This window comes from Streptomyces sp. CB02923 (assembly GCF_001905005.1).
In the GTDB taxonomy this organism is placed as follows: domain Bacteria; phylum Actinomycetota; class Actinomycetes; order Streptomycetales; family Streptomycetaceae; genus Streptomyces.
Genome location: NZ_LWKZ01000001.1, coordinates 576,829 through 594,781, shown reverse-complemented (window position 1 = coordinate 594,781; position 17,953 = coordinate 576,829). Strand labels below are relative to the sequence as shown.

The 17,953-nt window shown below is 73.1% G+C and carries 16 protein-coding genes; 7 read left to right on the top strand and 9 right to left on the bottom strand.

Going from position 1 to position 17,953, the window contains the following annotated elements; all coding sequences use genetic code 11:
- The first annotated feature begins 75 nt into the window (after positions 1–75).
- From A6A06_RS02405 to A6A06_RS02385, 5 genes are all read left to right on the top strand, one after another.
- The gene (locus A6A06_RS02405; RefSeq protein ID WP_073758270.1) at positions 76–528 is read left to right on the top strand and encodes a fluoride efflux transporter FluC; all 453 of its coding nucleotides are present in this window, start codon (positions 76–78) and stop codon (positions 526–528) included.
- Entirely contained in the window at positions 525–899 is a 375-nt protein-coding gene (gene crcB, locus A6A06_RS02400) for a fluoride efflux transporter CrcB (protein ID WP_073758268.1), read from the top strand. The genes A6A06_RS02405 and crcB overlap by 4 nt, the downstream gene beginning before the upstream one ends.
- Positions 900–1,111: 212 nt before the next feature.
- Positions 1,112–1,471, top strand: coding sequence for an STAS domain-containing protein (locus A6A06_RS02395; RefSeq protein WP_073758267.1), 360 nt, complete (start codon positions 1,112–1,114; stop codon positions 1,469–1,471).
- A gap of 238 nt (positions 1,472–1,709) precedes the next feature.
- Positions 1,710–2,456 (top strand): GAF and ANTAR domain-containing protein, encoded by a 747-nt coding sequence (locus tag A6A06_RS02390; protein ID WP_073758266.1) that lies wholly within the window; start codon positions 1,710–1,712, stop codon positions 2,454–2,456.
- Between the two features lie 23 nt (positions 2,457–2,479).
- Positions 2,480–3,025: a hypothetical protein gene (locus A6A06_RS02385; protein ID WP_242440533.1), complete on the top strand. Its 546-nt coding sequence runs from the start codon at positions 2,480–2,482 to the stop codon at positions 3,023–3,025.
- Positions 3,026–3,205: 180 nt separating this feature from the next.
- On the opposite strand, the gene snpA is transcribed toward A6A06_RS02385, so the two are convergent.
- Positions 3,206–3,853, bottom strand: a complete 648-nt coding sequence (gene snpA / locus A6A06_RS02380) for a snapalysin (RefSeq protein WP_073758264.1) — start codon at positions 3,851–3,853, stop codon at positions 3,206–3,208.
- Between the two features lie 220 nt (positions 3,854–4,073).
- On the opposite strand from snpA, the gene A6A06_RS02375 reads away from it, so the two are divergent.
- A complete protein-coding gene (locus A6A06_RS02375) occupies positions 4,074–5,033 on the top strand; it encodes a LysR family transcriptional regulator (protein ID WP_242440532.1) in 960 nt (319 codons plus the stop codon).
- A 353-nt stretch (positions 5,034–5,386) separates the two neighbouring features.
- Here A6A06_RS02375 and A6A06_RS02370 read toward each other — a convergent pair whose 3' ends face one another.
- The gene (locus A6A06_RS02370) at positions 5,387–8,572 is read right to left on the bottom strand and encodes an AfsR/SARP family transcriptional regulator (RefSeq protein WP_073758262.1); all 3,186 of its coding nucleotides are present in this window, start codon (positions 8,570–8,572) and stop codon (positions 5,387–5,389) included.
- 226 nt (positions 8,573–8,798) lie between these two features.
- On the opposite strand from A6A06_RS02370, the gene A6A06_RS02365 reads away from it, so the two are divergent.
- A complete protein-coding gene (locus tag A6A06_RS02365) occupies positions 8,799–11,225 on the top strand; it encodes a tetratricopeptide repeat protein (protein ID WP_242440531.1) in 2,427 nt (808 codons plus the stop codon).
- Here the strand turns inward: A6A06_RS02365 and A6A06_RS02360 are convergent.
- From A6A06_RS02360 to sodN, 7 genes are all read right to left on the bottom strand, one after another.
- Positions 11,144–11,731 carry a hypothetical protein gene (locus A6A06_RS02360; RefSeq protein ID WP_073758260.1) on the bottom strand — a complete coding sequence of 196 codons (588 nt, stop codon included), beginning with the start codon at positions 11,729–11,731 and terminating at the stop codon, positions 11,144–11,146. The genes A6A06_RS02365 and A6A06_RS02360 overlap by 82 nt on opposite strands.
- Positions 11,728–13,077 carry a hypothetical protein gene (locus A6A06_RS02355; RefSeq protein ID WP_079193742.1) on the bottom strand — a complete coding sequence of 450 codons (1,350 nt, stop codon included), beginning with the start codon at positions 13,075–13,077 and terminating at the stop codon, positions 11,728–11,730. The genes A6A06_RS02360 and A6A06_RS02355 overlap by 4 nt, the downstream gene beginning before the upstream one ends.
- A gap of 149 nt (positions 13,078–13,226) precedes the next feature.
- Positions 13,227–13,958, bottom strand: coding sequence for a GAF and ANTAR domain-containing protein (locus A6A06_RS02350; RefSeq protein WP_073758258.1), 732 nt, complete (start codon positions 13,956–13,958; stop codon positions 13,227–13,229).
- A 23-nt stretch (positions 13,959–13,981) separates the two neighbouring features.
- Positions 13,982–14,839 (bottom strand): GAF domain-containing protein, encoded by an 858-nt coding sequence (locus A6A06_RS02345; RefSeq protein ID WP_073758256.1) that lies wholly within the window; start codon positions 14,837–14,839, stop codon positions 13,982–13,984.
- A gap of 27 nt (positions 14,840–14,866) precedes the next feature.
- Positions 14,867–16,735 carry a CheR family methyltransferase gene (locus tag A6A06_RS02340; RefSeq protein WP_073758254.1) on the bottom strand — a complete coding sequence of 623 codons (1,869 nt, stop codon included), beginning with the start codon at positions 16,733–16,735 and terminating at the stop codon, positions 14,867–14,869.
- Positions 16,735–17,334 carry a chemotaxis protein CheB gene (locus tag A6A06_RS02335; protein WP_073758252.1) on the bottom strand — a complete coding sequence of 200 codons (600 nt, stop codon included), beginning with the start codon at positions 17,332–17,334 and terminating at the stop codon, positions 16,735–16,737. The genes A6A06_RS02340 and A6A06_RS02335 overlap by 1 nt, the downstream gene beginning before the upstream one ends.
- 187 nt (positions 17,335–17,521) lie before the next feature.
- A complete protein-coding gene (gene sodN, locus A6A06_RS02330; protein ID WP_073758250.1) occupies positions 17,522–17,917 on the bottom strand; it encodes a superoxide dismutase, Ni in 396 nt (131 codons plus the stop codon).
- Positions 17,918–17,953: the final 36 nt, after the last annotated feature.

Here is a 17,953-nt window from a genome sequence, read left to right as displayed (position 1 = left end):
CGTCGGAGGCCGCCAACGGTCCCTGCTTGCAGAGCGGAATGCAGAGACGCACGCACCGCGCGAGTAGGGAGACGTATGCGCACGCGCACCGGAGCGGTCATCGGAGTGGTGGCGCTCGGCGGCGGCATCGGAGGGGCAGCCCGCTACGGCGCCGCCCTGCTGTGGCCCACCGCCCCCGGGACCTTCCCCGTGACCACCTTCCTGGTCAACGTCGTCGGCTGTGCGCTCATGGGCGTCCTGATGGCGCTGATCACCGAGCGCGGATCGCCGCATCCGCTGCTGCGCCCGTTCCTCGGCACCGGGGTCCTCGGCGGGTTCACCACCTTCTCCACGTACACCGTGGACATCGGGCACCTCATGGACACCGGGCAGCTCGCCCTCGGCCTGGCCTACCTGGCCGCCACCCTGCTCGGCGCGCTGGCGGCGGTGGGTGCCGCCTCCGCGGGCACCCGGCACGTACTGACCCGGCACGGACGGGGGCGGCGAGCCGCTCGCCTCGGTACCTCGGAGGGGGGAGGCGCACGGTGAACTGGCTGCTCGTGGTGGCCGGCGCGATGGCCGGTGCGCCCCTGCGCTTCCTGACGGACCGCTTCGTGCAGGCCCGGCACGCCTCCGCCTTCCCCTGGGGGACGTTCGCGGTCAACGTCGCGGGCTCGCTGGTGCTGGGCCTGGTCACCGGCGCGGTGGCGGCGGGCGCCGCTTCCTCGCACCTGTACCTCCTGCTCGGGACGGGGCTGTGCGGGGCGCTGACGACGTACTCGACCTTCTCGTACGAGACGCTGCGGCTGGCCGCCGGCGGGGCGCGGTGGTACGCCGCCGCGAACGCGGTGGCGAGCGTGGCCGCCGGTCTGGGCGCGGTGTTCGCCGGTGTGGCCCTCGCCCAGGCGCTGTGGGCCTGAGGCGTACGGACGGGACCGGGAGCGGCTGGTGGGCTCACCCGTGCGACAAAACCCCCGCACGGGTGAACGATTGGGGCCGACTTTCGAACGGAACCTTTCTTCACCGCCACCCGACGGCCTGCCGGAATACGCTGATGGCGCGGTGCCCCGGACCCCGGTTCGCACGAAAGACAGTCAGTGCGTGCACGAGTGACTTCAGGGGCGGGATCGCTATGGACCTCCACCGCCGGATCGGCGTGAACCAGATCAACGTAGTGCGGCCCGAGGGAGAGCTCGACCTCATGACGGCGCCACGCTTCCGGGATCTGCTGCGCAGGGGCCACGGCCGCGCCACCGGCCCTCCACGGGTGATCGTCGACCTCGGCGCGGTGACCTTCATGGACTGCTCCGCACTGCGCGAACTGTGCGCCGCGCAGAACTGGGCCGTGGAGCAGGGCGGCTGGCTGCGGGTCGTCCACGCCCAGCGCGGCATCACCACACTGCTCAGGGCGACGCGGCTGACCAGCCGCTTCCCCCGCTACGCGAGCGTGCGGGACGCGCGCTGCGACCAGATGGCCAACTGCTCGCCCTAGGCGCGTCGTTCCGGGAACCGCTCCATGCGGAGATCCCCGGCGAGTTGACGGTCAAGATCAGCACAGTATGAACGCGTAGGCCGCAGGAACGGGTTCCGGGGTCCTGGGCGGGTCCCCGGCGCGCGGCGTCGGCGGTCTCCCGCCTGCGCCTTGCCGCAGGCATAGTAGCCGTGCGGCGTCGATCCGAGAGACGATGGACACGGGCCACGAACGGCCGACGGCGGAAGGGATGGTTTCCATGGCCCGTGAAGAATCTCCGGCGCAGACACCATGGGCGGACGTGCCCGCGGGGCTCATCGGCGACGCCGACTGCGGGGAGTTGCTGCGCCGCGCGGTCGCGCACTGCGCCGGGCTGCTCGGCGCGGACGCGGCCGTCGTCCTGCTCGCCGACGCCTACCACCGGCTCCAGGTGATCGCGGAGTACGGCGACGCCGCCCGCCTGCTCGGCCCGGACGGCGCACCGGACGCCTGGGGCCCGTTCGCCGACTGCTACCGCAGCGGTACGGGCGAGACGGACATCGCCCTGTCCGACCCGCACACCGCCGCACGGTGGCCGCGGTTCACCGGCCTCGCGCGGGAACAGGGACACCTGGCGGCGCACGCCGTACCGATGCGCCTGTGCTCCCAAGTCGTCGGCGTCCTGGCCCTCTTCTCCGGCGCCACCGCACCGCGCGCCGAGCGGGACGGCGTGTTCGCCCGGTCGCTGGCCGACCTGCTGGCCGTCACCGCCGTACAGCACCGGAGCCTGGAGCGCAGCAACATCGAGCGGAGGCAGTTGCAGCGCGCGCTCGACTCCCGCGTCGTCATCGAACAGGCCAAGGGGATGCTCGCGGAACGCTGGGGGACGACCGTGGACGAAGCGTTCACGGTCGTCCGGGCCTACGCGCGCGCCCACCGCCGCAGACTGCCCGACCTGGCCCGCCAGGTCGTCGACGGCACGCTCGACAGCGGCCTCGTCAAGGAGTACTTCCTCAACCGAAGGTGAATCCTGGACCTGTGGAGGACCGGATGGCAGAAGTCTTCTTGCGGCGCCTGAGCAGGTGGCAGGCCGAGGCACAGCGCGAGGCCGTCGCCGACCTGTACGTCGAGGCGTACCGCGGCCCCTCGGGCGAGGAGTTCCGCGGACGCGGGGCCTTCCTGCAGCGGTTCGCCGAGCACATCCAGCGCCCGGGCTTCGAGATGGTCATCGCCAGCGACCCGGCGCTGGTCGGCTGCGGCTACGGCTTCCCCGCCGAACGCGACGGCCGGTGGTGGCAGGGATTCAACGGTCAGGTACCGCGTGACCTGGAGGAACTGACGGCCTCCGGCCGGGTGTTCGTCGTCGCCGAGCTGATGGTGCTGCCCGCGCACCGGCGCGGCCACGTCGCCACCCGCCTCCAGGAGACACTGCTCATCCGCAGCAACGCCACGATGGTGGTCACCCTCGTCGAGACGGCGAACGGCGCGGCGCGCTCCGCGGTACGGGCATGGGGGTGGCAGCCCACCGGCCGGCTGCGCCGGTCCGACGACGGGGAACCGGAACTGGAGGCGTGGAGCCGGGCGCTGGCGCACTGAGGCACGGCGCATCGGTACGAAGAGTGCCGGGCGCGCGGCGCGGAACGCGTACGCGCGCGGCAGGGCTCCGGAGAGCCCGCCGCGCGCGTAGACGCTGTCGGACCGCGGTGCTCGCGCACCGTAGTTTCCCGGGGCCGCGGCGTGGTCACGCCTTACGGGACCTGCCGGGGGAGGGGCCCGTCAGAGGCGTACGCCCTTGAGGCCGTTGGCCCAGAGCTGGTTCACCTTGGACCGCTCGGTCTGGTCCGGCTGGGAGTTCGTGCAGGACGGGCCGGGGCCGCCGCCGGACATCAGCTCGCTGCACGGGCCCTCGTAGTGGTCCGGCAGACCCAGCACGTGGCCGGTCTCGTGCGTGGTCACGCGGGTCGAGTCGTATTCCTTGTTCTGCTTGTAGTCCAGGAAGACGAAGCCCTGGCCGTGGCCGTCGGTGCTGGCGTACGAGCCGCGAGCGTCGTTGCCCTCGCGGTACTGGAAGTCGCCGCCGCTGCCTTCCTGCAGCTTGACGTTCTCCACCGCGCCGTTCCAGATCTGGGCGCTCTGGGATATCTGGCTCTTGAACGTCGGTGCCGCGCTCGCGTCGTAGGTGACGGTGACGGCCTTCAGGCCCGGGTGCGCCGCCTGCTTGGCCTTGACCGACTTCATGACGGCCTCGAAGAACGCCTTGGTGTCGGCCTTCTCGGCGGCCGAGCCGACGTACGCGGCGGCCGTGACCCGGTGGGTCTGGGGGGCGGAGGAGACGGAGGTCGCCGTCGCGGGGGCCGCGGCGGCCAGCGTGGCGACGAGGCCCAGGCCGAGCACTGCCGACAGTGCCGTCTTGGGAGATCTCATGGGGGGACTCCTTATCGTCCGTCGGCCGTACGGCCGCCGTGTGGGGCGGCGGCCGGGGCCGTGCGGATGAACTCTTGGTGCCGGAGAGTCTGTTCGAGAAGATCCCGGGCGCGGAGATGCCAGGTGGCGATAGCACCAGGTGATACCCCCGCGGGGAAAGAGGCCCCTGCGTGCCCGAAGAGTCTGGTGTGACGTGCGCAAACGTCGTTATGCTCCGGTCGTGGAGCTCGAAGTGAGGCACCTTCGTGCGCTGTGCGCGATAGCCGACGCGGGCAGCGTACGCAAGGCCGCGCGGCAGCTGGGCATGACCCAGCCTTCCCTGACGACCCAGCTCCGCCGCATCGAGAACGCGCTCGGCGGCCAGCTGTTCTTCCGCGAGCGGACCGGCAGCCGGCCGACGCCGCTGGGGCATTCGGTGCTGAGCCGGGCCCGGCCGATCGTGGCCGACATGCGGGCGCTGGTCGACGAGATCGCCTCCGCCTCCCTGCGGTCCGGCGTCTCCCGGCTGCGCATCGGCAGCACCAGCAGCCGGGCCGTGGCGGGCTGGCTGCGGCGGCTGCGGGCCAGGCTGCCCGACACGGACACCGCCATCCGGATCGACGTGTCCGCCAACGCGCTGCTCCAGATGGTGGCGATGGGCCAGCTCGACGTCGCCTTCGTCCACGAGGTGGAGGGGGCGCCGCTGCGGCGGCCCGACGGGCTGGTCGAGCGTGAACTCATCGCCCGCGAACCGCAGTTCGTCGCGCTTCCGGTCAATCATCCGGCGGTCCGCAACCCGGTGGTCTCCCTCGCCGAGCTGGCCGGTGACCAGTGGATGGTCGACCCGTCGGTGGACGGCGAGTGGACGGGGCTGCGCCGGGTCTTCGCGGCGGCGGGCCTGGACCCCCGGGTGGTGCACGGGGACTACCTGACCGCGGCCGACCTGGTCGCGGCCGGCGAGGTCGTCGCGCCCTGCCAGCCGACCTCCCGGCCCCGGCACGGTATGGCCATCCGCCCGCTGAGCGGCGACCCGCTGGCCGTCCGCCTCTTCATGGCCCACCGCCCCGGCGCCGCCCCGGCCGCGCCCGCCGACGCCCTCTTCGCCGACCTGACCGCCTCGTACATGGAAGTGGCCTGGGAGAGCACGGCGTACCGCGAGTGGCTCGTACGGCACGACGGGCCACTGCCGATCGCCACGTGAGAAGGGCCGGCGGGGCGGGGTGGCGCCCGGCCGGCCCTGTCGCCGTCTCCGTCAGGAGGGCATGCACACAGGTTTGGCTTCTTTCGAGAACAAGCGAGAGGTCTCGCTACTGGTCATGACGACTATTGACCGTGTTCCGACCGTGGTCGGTGTCGGTTCGACGACCGGAGTCTCGCGAAGCTCGGCCTGCGGTGGCGCCGGATCGGCCACCACGGCGACCTGAGAATGTTCAGGACCTATCAACTTGCTTCAATCTCCTGGCAATCCGCGTACGTGATCGTTAGGACGCGGCCAGGAAAGCCGAAGAAGTGATCAGTGTCAAATCCCGTGCCCATTCAGGCTGTTCGGGTCATCTATTCGCGTAGATCGATGCATCCCGCTTCGGCCACCCGCGCCTCCAGGCGGCGGAATTCGAACAGATCGAGGCGTTCGAACGTGTCCAGCGCGATCCGCCACAGCGTGCCCGCCTTTTCCCGGTTCCCGTTCGCCAGGTGGAGTTCGGCGAGCGCGTCGCAGGCGCGGGCCTCCTCCTCGGGGGAGCCGATCCGGCGGGCGACACTCAGTGCCATCTCCAGGTGCCCGGCGGACAGCTCCAGCAGTCCCAGCCGGCGCCCGATGACCCCCAGGCCGCGCAGCGCCTGTGCCTCCTCCAGGCCCGCACCGATGGTCCGGGCGAGTTCCAGCGCATTTTCGTAATGCCGTCCTGCTGCCGTCAATTCCTCGGAATCGCGCAGCGCATTACCCATGTTCACGAGAGTGATGGTCTCGTTCCTGCGGTCGCCCAGTTGCTGGAAGGACAGCAGTGCTTCCGAGTAGAGACCAAGAGCTTCGCCGAGTTCCTGAGGCATGCGGAACGTGGACGCGAGATTGATGCGTGCCATGGCCTGCTCCGAGCGGCTACCGAATTCCGCTGCGATGGCGAGTGCCTGCGCGAAGGACGCTCGGGCGGCTTCCTTCTCCCCCGTGTGCAGCTGTGTATCTCCCAAGTTGTTCAGCGACTGGGTCTCGCCCCGCTTGTCGCCGGTCTCCCGGAACATGGCCATGGCCTGCCGGAAATGCCGCATCGCGGTGGCGGGGTCGCCCAGATGCAGCTGGGCGATGCCGAGGTTGTTGGTGCTGCGCGCCTGGTGCCAGCGATCCCCGGACGCGATCCGCAGTTCCAGCGCCGCGCGCTGCACCGCGAGCATCGGGCGGTACTCGCCCCGGTGCCAGTGGAGCACGCCCAGCTGCTGGAGCGCCTCCGCCTCGGTCTCCGTGTCGTGCACCGCGCGGGCCAGCTCCAGCGCCCGCCGCCCGGCCGCCTCGGCCTGCGCGTACCGGGCGGCGTGCGCGTGCGTGGTGCTGAGCTCGGTCTGCGCCCTGGCCTCCGCGCGCCGGTCGCGGCACTGCTGCCAGTACAGCGCCGCGTGCCGGTGGATGTGCTCGGCCTCGGCCCAGTGGCCCTCGGTGTCCAGGAAGACGGCGAGGACGTGGCCGAACCAGGCCGCGCGGCGCGGCGCCCCGTGCGTACGGGCGTGCTGCTCGGCGGCGAACAGCGCCTGGTGCTCCGCCGCCAGCCAGTCCCTGGCCTCCTGGGGCCCGCTCCAGCGGGGCAGCAGTTCGGGATCGACGGTGTACGGCACGTCCAGGCGCGAGCGGCGCGGGTTGACGAGCCGGTCCGCCCGGTCCGCCGCGCAGAGGTGGAACACGGACAGCCGGTGCAGCGCGGCCTCGCGCTCCTCCGGCGGGTCCTCGGCGGCCAGCGTGAGCGCGTACTCCGCGATCAGGTCGTGGTACTGGTAGCGGTCCGCCTCCGGCTCCTGGACGAGGTGCGCGTCCAGCAGCGTCTCGACGATCCGCTCGGCCGCGGGCAGCGGCAGCCCGGTCAGCGCGGCGGCGGCGTGCGGGCCGAACTGCGGGCCGGGGTGCAGGGCCAGCAGCCGGAAGACGGTGCGCTGGTCGTCGTCCAGCGTGTGGTACGACATCTCGAAGACGCGGGCGATGTCCCGGTGGACGCTGCGGATCTCGCCGAGGCGGCCGTGCCCGCGGGACAGCCGCTGGATGAGGTGGCCCGTGGTCCAGGACGGCCGGGAGACCAGCCGCCCCGCCGCGAGTTCGACCGCCAGCGGCAGGCGCCCGCACAGCCGTACGACGGTGGCCACCTCGCCGGGGCCGCCCGCCCGCTCGGGCCCGACCAGCCGCACGAAGAGCGTGGCGGCGTCCGCGGGCGGCAGCACGTCCAGGAAGACCGGACGCAGCCCCGGGACGCCCGCCATCCGGCGGCGGCTCGTGACGACCGTCAGCGAGCGGGAACCGACCGGGAGCAGCGGCCGCACCTGCTCGGGCCCGGCCGCGTCGTCCAGCACGATCACGGCGCGCCGGGCGCTCAGCAGGGAGCGCCACAGGGACGTCAGCTCGTCCAGCCCGCGCGGGAGGCCCTCGGCCGGGACGCCCAGCACGCGCAGCAGCGCGGCCAGGGCCGCCTGCGGGGTGAGCGGCGGGCGGCCGGGTGCGTGGGCGCACAGGTCGAGGTAGATCCGGCCGTCGGGGTAGCGCTGCTGGAGCCGGTGGGCGAGGTGTACGGCCAGCAGCGACTTGCCGATGCCGCCCATGCCGGAGATGGCCTGGAGGGCGATGACCGCGCCGTCCCGCACGGGGGCGGTCAGGAGGCGCAGTTCGTCCTCGCGGCCGACGAGTTCGCCGTGACTGGGCAGGTTGTCGGGCACCGGAGCCGCCATGGGGCCCGGTGCGGGCCCGGCGCCCGGTGCTGGCCCGGCGGTGCTCGGCGGTTCGCGGCGGGCGAGCAGCCGGGCGACCGGGGCGCCGTCGAGGATGTGCCGGTGGATGCGGGCCAGCGCCTCGCCGGGGTCGGTGCCCAGTTCCTCACCGAGCCGGCGGCGGGTCGCCTCGTACGCGCGAAGGGCGTCCGCCTGCCGCCCGCAGCCGTAGTTCGCGATCATCAGATGGGCCACCAGGTCCTCGTCCGTGGGGTGCTGCTCCCACAGCGCGGCGAGTTCGGCGGTGAGTTCCGCGAACCGGCCCCGGTGCAGCTCGATGGCGATCCGGCACAGCGTGGCGGCCAGGCGGTGTCCGGCCAGCCGGGCCCGTACCCCCTCGGCCCACAGCCCGTGCAGGCCGCAGAGCGGCTCGCCCCGCCACAGCGCCTCCGCCTCCTCGAACACGGCGAGTGCGCCGGGGTCGTCGCCCGCGTCCGCCAGCGTGCGGGCCCGTGCGGCCAGCTCCCGGAAGTGGTGGCAGTCGACCTGGCGGGGCTCGACGTCGAGGGTGTAGGCGTGGGCCTGCTGGGTGAGGGCGGCGCTCTGATTGCCGGTGCGCAGCCGCCCGCGCAGCCGCGCGGCGTACGAGTGGAGCCCGGCGCGGGCCTTCGCGGGCGGGTGGTCGTCCCACAGGCGGGCGATGAGCGTGTCGAGCGGCACCGGCCGGCCCGCGTCCACCGACAGCGCGGCGAGCAGGGCCCGTTCCTTGAGTGATCCCAGCGGGTCGGGGCGGCCGTTCAGCCGGATGTCCACAGGGCCCAGTACCCGGATGTCGACGTGCACGAGCGAACCTTCTCTCCGGTACGCCCCGCTCACTTGCGGTAAAGAATGACACGGCGTCACCTGACGCCACCAGAGACCGTTTCTTGATCCTGCGGGGTGGCCGGAATATGCCGGTCGGGTGAGCCCCGGGCCTGTTTCCTCGTGACGCGGGTAGACCTTCCGCACCGGTCGTTCACCGGTTCCCGGGGACGAGGGTTCGGGAAAATGGACGGGGGAGGCGGCGGGAATGGTGCCGATGACGGTCGAGGAACTGACCGCGGTGCTGGCCTGGGCGGCGCGCCGGCCGGCCGAATGGCGGGCGGTGACCGCCGGACTCCGCGCGGCGCTCCCGGCACCGGAAAACGCCGCCACGGACCCCCTGGCACCCGCCGGAACGGCACCGGACGACCCGGTATTCCTCCGGGAACTGGCGGCCCTGGCCACCGCCCGCGCCCGGGAGGCCCCGGCGCTCGCAGAGTTCCTGGCGGCATTACGGCACCGGATGCCCGGCCCCGCGGAAGAGGCACCGGATGCCAGGCACCGGACCAACGTCATCCAGGGCTCCTCCGCCGTCACCGGCCACGTCATCCAGGCGGGCACGATCCACGGCGGCATCCACCTCCAGCCGGTCGCCGGACCGCGTCCCGTACCCCGGCAACTCCTCGGCACGCCGCCCCACTTCACCGACCGGACCGCCGACCTCGCCGCGCTCGACGCCCTGCGCGCCGGGCACCTCCCGGCCGGGCCGCTGCTCATCGCCGTCACCGGACCCGCCGGGGTGGGCAAGACCACCCTCGTCTCCCGCTGGCTGCGCGGCCTGAGCGAGCACTACCCCGACGGCCAGCTGTACGCGGACCTCGGCGGCCACGCGCCCGGCGGACCGGTGCGGCCGGGCGAGGTCCTCGGGCAGTTCATCCGCGCCTTCGGCGTCGCGCAGGTCCCGGCGGAGACCGCCGAGCAGGCGGCGCTGTGGCGCACCCTCACGGCCGGGCTGCGCATCGCGGTCATGCTCGACAACGCGGTCAGCGCCGCCCAGGTCCGCACGCTGCTGCCCGGCGCGGCCGACAGCCTGGTGGTGGCGGCCGGCCGCAGCAGGCTGACCGGCCTGGGCGTGGACGGCGCGGCCTTCCACCAGCTCGGCACCCTCGACGCGAGCGCCGCCGTCGAACTCTTCGGCCGCCGGGTCGGCGGCGGCCGCGTCGCCCGGGAGCCGGTGGCCGCCCGCGAACTGGTCGCCCTGTGCGCCGGGCTGCCGCTGGCGGTGTGTGTGGCGGCGGCCCGGATGGCCGCCCGGCCCCGGCAGACCGTCGCCGCCCTCGCCGGGGCGATGACCCAGGAGACCGGGCGGCTGGAGGCGCTGCACCTGGGCGGCGAGCACGCGGTGCGCTCGGCGCTGGAAGAGTCCTACCGCTGCCTGCCGCCCGCCACCGCCCGCGCCTACCGCCTGCTCGCGCTGCCCCCGCTGACCGTCCTGACCGGCCCGGTCGCGGCGGCGGCCTGCGCGGTCCCGCCGCCCGAGGCCGAACGCCTGCTGGACGAACTGGCCGAGGCCCACCTGCTGGAGGACCTGGACCCCGACGACCCCACGGGCGCCGGCCGCTTCCGCTTCCACGACCTCGTACGGCTGCACGCCGCCCAGTGCGCGGAGCGGGAGGAGACCGCGGCCGTACGGGAACGGGCCGCGCGGCGGGTCGTGGAGTGGTACCTGGCCACCGCCACGGCCGCCCGCGCGCTCCTGTCCCCGGCCCACCGCGTACTCCGCCGCGACTACGAAGAACCCGTCACGCCCCTCGCCTTCGCCGACGCGGACGCCGCGCTGCGCTGGCTCGACACCGGCCGCGGACCGCTGATGGCCGCCGTACGCACCGCCGCCGGCCACGCCTGGCACGCCCTCACCTGGCAGCTCGTCGACTCCCTCCAGCCGCTGTTCCTGCGGCTGCGCCCGTACGACCTGTGGATCGAGGCCCACCGGACCGGCCTCGACGCCGCCCGGCGCTCCGGGCAACCGGAGGGCGTGAGCCGGATGCTCACCACCGGCGGCAGCGGCCTGTACAACGCCGGGCAGCTGGACGAATCGATCACCTGGTTCGACGAGGCCCTCACGGACGCGCGGGGCGCGGCGGACCGGCGGGCCGAGGCCCAGGCACTGCACGGCCTGGGCCAGGCCCACCGGCTGGCCGGTCGGCTGCCGCAGGCCGAATCGCTGTTCGCCGAGGCCCTGCGGTTACGGGAAGCCATCGGCCACGACCGCGGCGCGGCGCTCTCCCGCCTCTGCCTGGGCGACGTCGCCCTCGCCACCGGCCGCCCGCTGCAGGCCCGCAGCCTGCTCGCACGGGCGCGCGCCGACCTGCTGGCGGTCCCCGACCCGTACGACGCGGCGCGGGCGCTGGCCTACCTCGGCCGGGCCCACGCACACGAGGGGATAGGGGACCACCCCACCGCCGAACGCCTGCTGGGGGAGGCGCTGGAGGAGTTCCGCGGGACCGGGTCGCTCCACTGGCAGGCCCGGGTCCTGGAGATGCTGGGCCAGACCGCCGAGGACCGGGGCGACGCCGCAGCGGCCCGCGACCGCTACGACGCCTCCCTGTCCCGCTACGCCTCGCTCAGCCCGAGCGACGCGCGGCGCCTGAAGGAACGTATCCGGAACCTGGCGTCCCCGGCCGGAGAGCCCTGACCGGGCCCGTGCCGCGCGCCGAGGAACCGTACCGACCGCAGCGCCTCCACGGGCAGCCCCTCCGCCAGCCAGCCGTGCAGCAGCGAGGCCAGCAGCCGCAGTTCCCGGCGCCCGGCCGGTGCGGGCCCGGCCGCGGTCACGGCCAGCCGGGTGCCGTCACGGACCACCGCCTCCGCCGTACGGGCGGTACGCCGCCGGACGACGACGAGCGCGCCCGGATGCCGCCGCAGCGTCAGCACGGCCGGCTCGGAGCCACTGCTGTGCAACGCGTCGGCGCACGCGCGCTGCCGCTCGTCCGCACAGCGGTCCAGGTCGACGGTCAGCAGCTCCCCGGAGCCGCCGTACGGGAAACCGGGCAGCACGCCGGTCTCCGCCGCCTCGCCGATCAGCACCACGTACGTACGCTGCGGCGTCTCCGCCAGCGCCACCACCGCCGGATGCGCCACCGGGCCCGCGAGCACCGCGACGGCGGCCGGCGCGGCCCCCGGCGGGCGCTCCGCCGTCACGCGGACACCTCCGCGTCCCCCCGGCCGGGGCGCCCGGCCAGGGCCGCCGGGTCCAGCGGCGCGGGCAGCGGCAGCGGCGGAGTCACCGGCGGGCAGGCCGGCTGGCCGAGGCCCAGGATCCGGTACATCAGACGGCGGAAGTTGCGGTGGCAGCGGCCGGGTTCGGAGGTGATGCGCGCCGCGATCCGCGCATAGTCCGCGGGCCGGTACTCGTCCGCCGCGTACCGCAGCTGGGCCTCCAGCGGATGGGCCGGGGACACCGCCGGAGCGGTCAGCGCCAGCTCGACGCCGGGCGAGGCCGGATTGGCGTCCCGGTGCGGAAAGCGGTTCAGCAGGATGGGCGCGCCGGTCATCGCCCCGTACAGCGTCACCGACCCGTAGTCCCCGATGATCCAGTCGGCGGCGATCAGCGGCGGCCGCCAGTCGGCCTCCGGCGGCAGGACGTGCAGACCCGCCCGACGGCATCCGGCCAGCCAGGCGCGCAGCTGCCAGTGCCCGTACCGCGACCAGACGTTGGGGTGCACCAGCAGCGCCGTACGGTAGGTGTGGCGCGGCAGTTCGGCCAGCAGCCGGGGCAGCAGGGCGTCCAGCCGGTTGAAGGCCGAGCGCTCCCCCCAGGTGGAGGTCACCAGCACCAGCTTCCGGCCGCGCGGCAGGCCCAGCGCCGCCCGGTAACGGCGGCGCAGCGGCAGGCTCGCACGGATCCGGTCGTGGCAGGGGTCGCCCACCACCTCGGCGGCCGGCAGCGCCTCCGGGCACCAGCGCGCCAGCTCCGCCAGGTCGTCGCGGTGGGCCAGCGCCACCGCCCTGGGCACCACCTGACCGCCCCACATCAGATACCGCCGCCCCGTGATGCCGCCGGGGCCGCGCCGCTCCCCGGGCCGCACCCCGTCGGCCACCCGGGCCAGGGACAGGTGCCCGGCGCCGTGCGAGATGCGGATCAGCGGCGCCTTCACCTGTTCCATGCCCTGCGACCCGGCGGCCAGCGCCAGGTCGAAGCCGGTCCGTACGGCCGTGTCCCACGGGACGACGGTGGCGCCCAGGGCGCGCAGCAGGCGTTCCGCGCCCGCGTTGAAGGCGTGCGGCGGGACGGTGAAGACCACCTCGACCCGCAGGTCGGACTCCAGCAGCGGCAGCAGGTCCAGCAGCCGCTTGCCGTACACCTCGGTGTGCACGATCACCAGCACCCTCTTGGCGTCGGTGACCGTCAGCCACTGCCCCGGGTCGCGTCGTACCGCGTGCTGCCGCGCCGGGCCGGAGCGCGCCGGACGGTGCCGGTCCGCGGTGTCGCGGTCCCGCGGGTGCGGTGACCGGCCGGTCGTGGCCGTGAGGTCCGTGACGGACATCTCAACTCCCCCATGTCGCGTCGGAATCCTCGGTCGGATCCCGTACGCGGGCAAGCTGCCCGGCCGTCGCGGCGGACTCCTTGCGCCGGCCTTGACGAACCCTTGCACGCCAGGTCACGCGGGACCGCGGTGCGCGGCCCCGCGCGGCGTCACGGGCGCGGCTGCCCCGGGTCGAGCCGGCCCTCGACCACCTCGCGGGCCACCTCGGTCAGCAGCCGCTGGTGGGAGCGGGCGTAGCCGCGCAGCACGGTGAAGGCGGCGTCGGGGGACAGCGAGTGCCGGGCGGTCATGGCGCCCTTGGCCTGCTCGATGACGACCCGGGTGGCCAGCGCGTGCTCCAGCTGGGCGGCGAGGGCGCGGCCCGCCTCGACCTCGTGCTCACGCAGCAGCGTCACCGCGGCGAAGTCCGCCAGCGACTGGCCCAGCGCCATCAGGTCCTCGGTCAGCGGGGTCCGGCGGGTGGCGAGCAGCACCAGGGCGCCGACCGGCCCGGTGTGACCCCTTATCGGCAGGGCCGCGGCGTGGGTGCAGCCCAGCGCGAGCGCGCGGGGCGCGTAGCGCGGCCAGCGCTGCCGGGCCACCGAACCGGTCAGGGCCGTACCGCCCAGCGCCGTACCGGTACGGCGGCAGTCGGGTCCGGGGCCTTCGCCCCAGGCCACCGCTTCCTCTTCGAGGCGGCGCACGTCGGCGTCGGAGGCCGCCACTTGAGGGGCGTCGCGCGCCCCGGCGGCGAAGGCGACCGCTGTCGCGTGGACCGTGAGCAGTTCCTTGCTGCGCCCGGCGAGCCGGGTCAGCAGCGTGGGGACACCGGGCGGCCCTTGTCCCCCGCCGCCCGCCAGCTCCACGAACACGGACGCGAGATGATGCGGGGCGGTGGTCATGGGTTGAGATCCCCTCGATGGGTTCAGATGCCCTGGGCGAGTTTCAGCGTGCCGCGTACGACCTGCTCGGCGATGGCGTCCGGTGTCTGCCCGTCGGTGAAGGCCCGCGCTTTGATCATGGCGAGCGCGTCCTGCACCCGGCAGCCCGCCTGCACGGAGAGCACGCCGGCGGCCTGCTGGACGCGGTCCCGGTGGTCGGCACCTTCGTACAGTTCGGGGTCGGCGTCGGGGCCGAGGAGGACCGTACGGGTCAGCGCGTCGGCGATCACCACGAGCGTGTCGGAGGCCCCCAGGCCGTCGCCGGGATCGAAGACCGCGAGCGCGCCGATACAACTGCCTTCGGTGCGCAGCGGAGCGGTGATCACCTCGCGGATGCCCAGGGAGGCCAGCGCGGGTCCGTAGGCGGGCCAGCGGCTCTCGATGGCCCGCCCGGCCGCCGAGACCAGGCGGCCGCCCGCCGAAGCGTCGTGCGCCGGCCCCTCGCCGAGCATGAACTCCAGGTCCTGCGCGGCCCGGGAGGGCTGGTCCGACGAGGCCACGGAGAGCTGGCCGTGGTCGGTGCCCATCAGCGTGAGCGCCGCGCTGGAGGTCCCGCACGCCTCCGCGACGCCCGTCATGAAGCGCGGCCGGTTGATCTCTTCCCCGCCCCACGCCGTCATCCGGTCGGCGTACGCCTCCTGGAGGCGCGCGGAGGACAGATGGCACTGCGCGGATCGCCGGTAAGCCTGCGCCATGTGCAGATGCAGGTCCCCGCCGGTCGAGGCGGCCAGGATCTCCTGCTGTTCGGCGCAGGCGGTGGCGTGCTCGGCGCGCTGGCGCGCCCTGGCCGCACGGCGACGCGCCAGCTGTGCCTGGACGTCCCTGCGTGAGCCCCAAACCATGCTCTCAGCGTACGCCCATGGTGGCGCTCAGTCGCTGTTATCGCTGCGGTCCGCCTCCAGCAGCAGGACGACGCCGCCGTTGTGCCGGTCGAACGGGGAACAGAGCACGTTGCAGGTGATGGGCCGTCCGATCCGGTTGACGGCCGAGACCCGTGAGGGAGCCGTACGCTTGCCGGATTCCAGGCACTTCTCCACGGCCGGGCGCAGCATCTCGGTGGGCAGCCCGAAGTCCAGCGAGAAGAACGGCTCGTCGATCACCTCGTCCGGGCGCAGGCCCCACATGTCCACCGCGCCGCGGTTCCAGCTCTTGACCTTCAGCTCCTTGTCGAGGACCACCACACCGGCGGCGATGGAGGTGACGACCCCTTCGAGAAACGCACGGGCCTCGTCGAGCTCCTCCGTGCGGGTGCGCATCTCCTCGTTCATCGTCTCCAGTTCCTCGTTGCCCGACTGGAGTTCCTCGTTGGTCGTTTCCAGTTCCTCGTTGGTCGACTGGAGTTCCTCGTTGGTGGTCTCCAGTTCCTCGATGCTCGACTGGAGCTCTTCGTTGGTGGTCTCCAGTTCCTCGTTGGTGGACTGGAGCTCTTCGTATGCCGTTTCCAGGTCTTCGCGCACGCGCTTGTTCTCGGCCTTGAGCTGGGTGGAGACCGTGACGTCGGTGAAGGTGATGTTGGTGGCGGCCAGCAGGCCGTTGGAGCCCATCAGCGGCTGGATGAGGATGTCGAAGTACTGGATCTCCTCGCCGACCCGCCGCTCGGCGCCGTTGACCCGCAGGGTACGCCGCTCGTGCGTGGCCTGCTCGATCAGCGAGCGCAGCTCCACCGGGCGGTAGGAGATCTCCAGATCCTGGAAGGGCCGGCCGATGTCGTTGGAGGTCAGGCCGAACTGCGTCCGCGCCTGACTGTTGATCAGAACGGCGGTGCCCTCACCGTCGACCGAGATGGCCGGGGACGGGGCGGCGTCGAGGATCAGGTCGCGCAGCTGCCTGCTGCGGGCGGCGGTGGTCAGCTTCTCGGTGCCGGCGCCCACCCGGATCTTCGCGGGTGCCGAGTGGTAGGGCGGACCGGACTCCCCGGGGCGCCGCCGGAAGGCGCGCTGGCGCATGCTCAGCACCTCGAACCGGTCGGCGTCGTTGAGCAGCATCTCGGCCTTGCCGAGGAAGAGGAAGCCGCGCTCGCGCAGGGCGAAGTGGAACCGGTCGATGATCTGCCGCTGCGCCTCGACGTTGAAGTACATCAGGGCGTTGCGGCAGACCAGCAGGTCCAGCCGGGAGATCGGGGCGTCGCGGGTGATGTCGTGCCGGCCGAAGATGACCCGGCGGCGCAGGTCGGTACGGAAGTTGAAGCGGGTGCCGTTCTGCTCGAAGTAGGTGTCGCGCAGCTCAGGGGAGAGCGGCTCCAGGGCCTTCGCCGTGTACAGGCCGGAGCGGGCGTCGCGCAGCGCCTCCTCGTCCACGTCGGTGGCGTAGATCTTGACCCGGTTCAGGGCCTCCTCGATGCCCATCGCCTCGGCGAACATGATGGCCAGCGAGTAGGCCTCCTCGCCGCTGGAGCAGCCCGCGCTCCACACCCGGATCTCCTCGTCGGAACCGCTGTCCGCGAGCAGTTCGGGCACCACCTCGCGCTGGAGGAACGTCCAGGCGTCCGGGTCGCGGAAGAACGACGTCACGTTGATCAGGATCGTGTTGAAGAGCGCGTTGAACTCGTCGGCGTTCGTCTCCAGACGGTCCCGGTAGTCCGCGTAGGTCTCGATCTCGACGTCGGACATCCGCTTGCGGATCCGCCGGCCCAGTGACGAACGTTTGTAACCGGTGAAATCGAATCCGCGGGCGTCCCTCAGAAAACCGAGCAGCTGCTCCAGTTCCTCATCCGCCTCGACATCCCGAGCTTGCCCCATTACTGCCTCTTGGTCTCGACAAGACCGCGGATGACCGCGGCGATCTCTTCCAGAGGCAGCACGAAGTCCACCGATCCCGTGCCCACCGCCGCCTCCGGCATTCCCTTGAATTCAGCCGTACGGGGATCCTCGGAGATCACCGTGCCGCCGCGTGACTTGATGGCGTCCACGCCCATGGCGCCATCACTGCCGGTCCCGGTCAGCACACAGCCGATCGCCTGCGCCCCGTAGGCCCCGGCGACCGACTCGAAGAGCAGGTCGGCGGAGGGACGCAGGAAGTGCACCAGTTCGCTCCCGGAGAGCGTCAGCGTACCCCCGGGGCCCACCAGCAGGTGCCGGTCGGGGGGCGCGATGTAGACCGTGCCGGGCCGGGCCCGCTCGTCGGCCTCGGCCAGCTTGACCCGCAGCTCGGTGCGCCGGGCGAGCACCTCGGCGATGATGGTGCGGTGGCGCGGGTCGAGATGCTGGACCACCAGGACCGGAACCGGCAGGTCCGGACCGAGGGAGTCGAGGACCGCGGTCAGGGCCGAGATGCCGCCCGCGGACGAAGCGACGGCCACAACCTCGTAGTGGTCCGCTGCACTGCGGTCTGTCGTCACGTTCCGAGCCTATCGAAAGCCGGGCCCACCGGCGGGTACGCGGACGTGCCAACGTGCGGAAACAGCCGGACCCGGCCCGCGCGGGCGCCCAGGGCGGTGCCGCGCGGACCGGGTCCGGTGGTGGAACGGGGCCGGGACGGGCGCGGTCCCTGGTGGGGGACGCGCGGCCGGCCCGGCGGCGGGCGGGTCAGCCCTTCTTGGTCTCCCAGAAGATCTTGTCGATCTGGGCGATGTAGTCCAGGGCCTGCTGACCGGTGGCCGGGTCGTTGGAGCCCTTGGCGGCGCTCAGCGCCTTGAGGGTGTCGTTGACCAGCTGGTGCAGCTCCGGGTACTTCTCGAAGTGCGGGGGCTTGAAGTAGTCGCTCCACAGCACCGAGACGTGGTGCTTGGCCAGCTCCGCGCGCTGCTCCTTGATGAGGACGGCGCGGGTACGGTAGTCCGCGTCCTCGTTGGCCTGGTACTTCTCCTGGACGGCCTTGACCGACTCGGCCTCGATACGGGCCTGGGCCGGGTCGTACACGCCGCACGGCAGGTCGCAGTGGGCGCTGACCTTCACCTTGGGGGCGAACAGGCGGGAAAGCATGTTCAGTCCTTCCTCGTGATCGTCTTCTCAGGTGCG

What these genes read in the sequence shown, in the direction of transcription:
- sodN (WP_073758250.1), bottom strand. Translation starts at nt 17,917, where the DNA reads ATGCTTTCCCGCCTGTTCGCCCCCAAGGTGAAGGTCAGCGCCCACTGC.
- A6A06_RS02345 (WP_073758256.1), bottom strand. Translation starts at nt 14,839, where the DNA reads ATGGTTTGGGGCTCACGCAGGGACGTCCAGGCACAGCTGGCGCGTCGC.
- A6A06_RS02340 (WP_073758254.1), bottom strand. Translation starts at nt 16,735, where the DNA reads ATGGGGCAAGCTCGGGATGTCGAGGCGGATGAGGAACTGGAGCAGCTG.
- A6A06_RS02405 (WP_073758270.1), top strand. Translation starts at nt 76, where the DNA reads ATGCGCACGCGCACCGGAGCGGTCATCGGAGTGGTGGCGCTCGGCGGC.
- A6A06_RS02395 (WP_073758267.1), top strand. Translation starts at nt 1,112, where the DNA reads ATGGACCTCCACCGCCGGATCGGCGTGAACCAGATCAACGTAGTGCGG.
- snpA (WP_073758264.1), bottom strand. Translation starts at nt 3,853, where the DNA reads ATGAGATCTCCCAAGACGGCACTGTCGGCAGTGCTCGGCCTGGGCCTC.
- A6A06_RS02365 (WP_242440531.1), top strand. Translation starts at nt 8,799, where the DNA reads ATGGTGCCGATGACGGTCGAGGAACTGACCGCGGTGCTGGCCTGGGCG.
- A6A06_RS02390 (WP_073758266.1), top strand. Translation starts at nt 1,710, where the DNA reads ATGGCCCGTGAAGAATCTCCGGCGCAGACACCATGGGCGGACGTGCCC.
- A6A06_RS02350 (WP_073758258.1), bottom strand. Translation starts at nt 13,958, where the DNA reads ATGACCACCGCCCCGCATCATCTCGCGTCCGTGTTCGTGGAGCTGGCG.
- A6A06_RS02385 (WP_242440533.1), top strand. Translation starts at nt 2,480, where the DNA reads ATGGCAGAAGTCTTCTTGCGGCGCCTGAGCAGGTGGCAGGCCGAGGCA.
- A6A06_RS02355 (WP_079193742.1), bottom strand. Translation starts at nt 13,077, where the DNA reads ATGTCCGTCACGGACCTCACGGCCACGACCGGCCGGTCACCGCACCCG.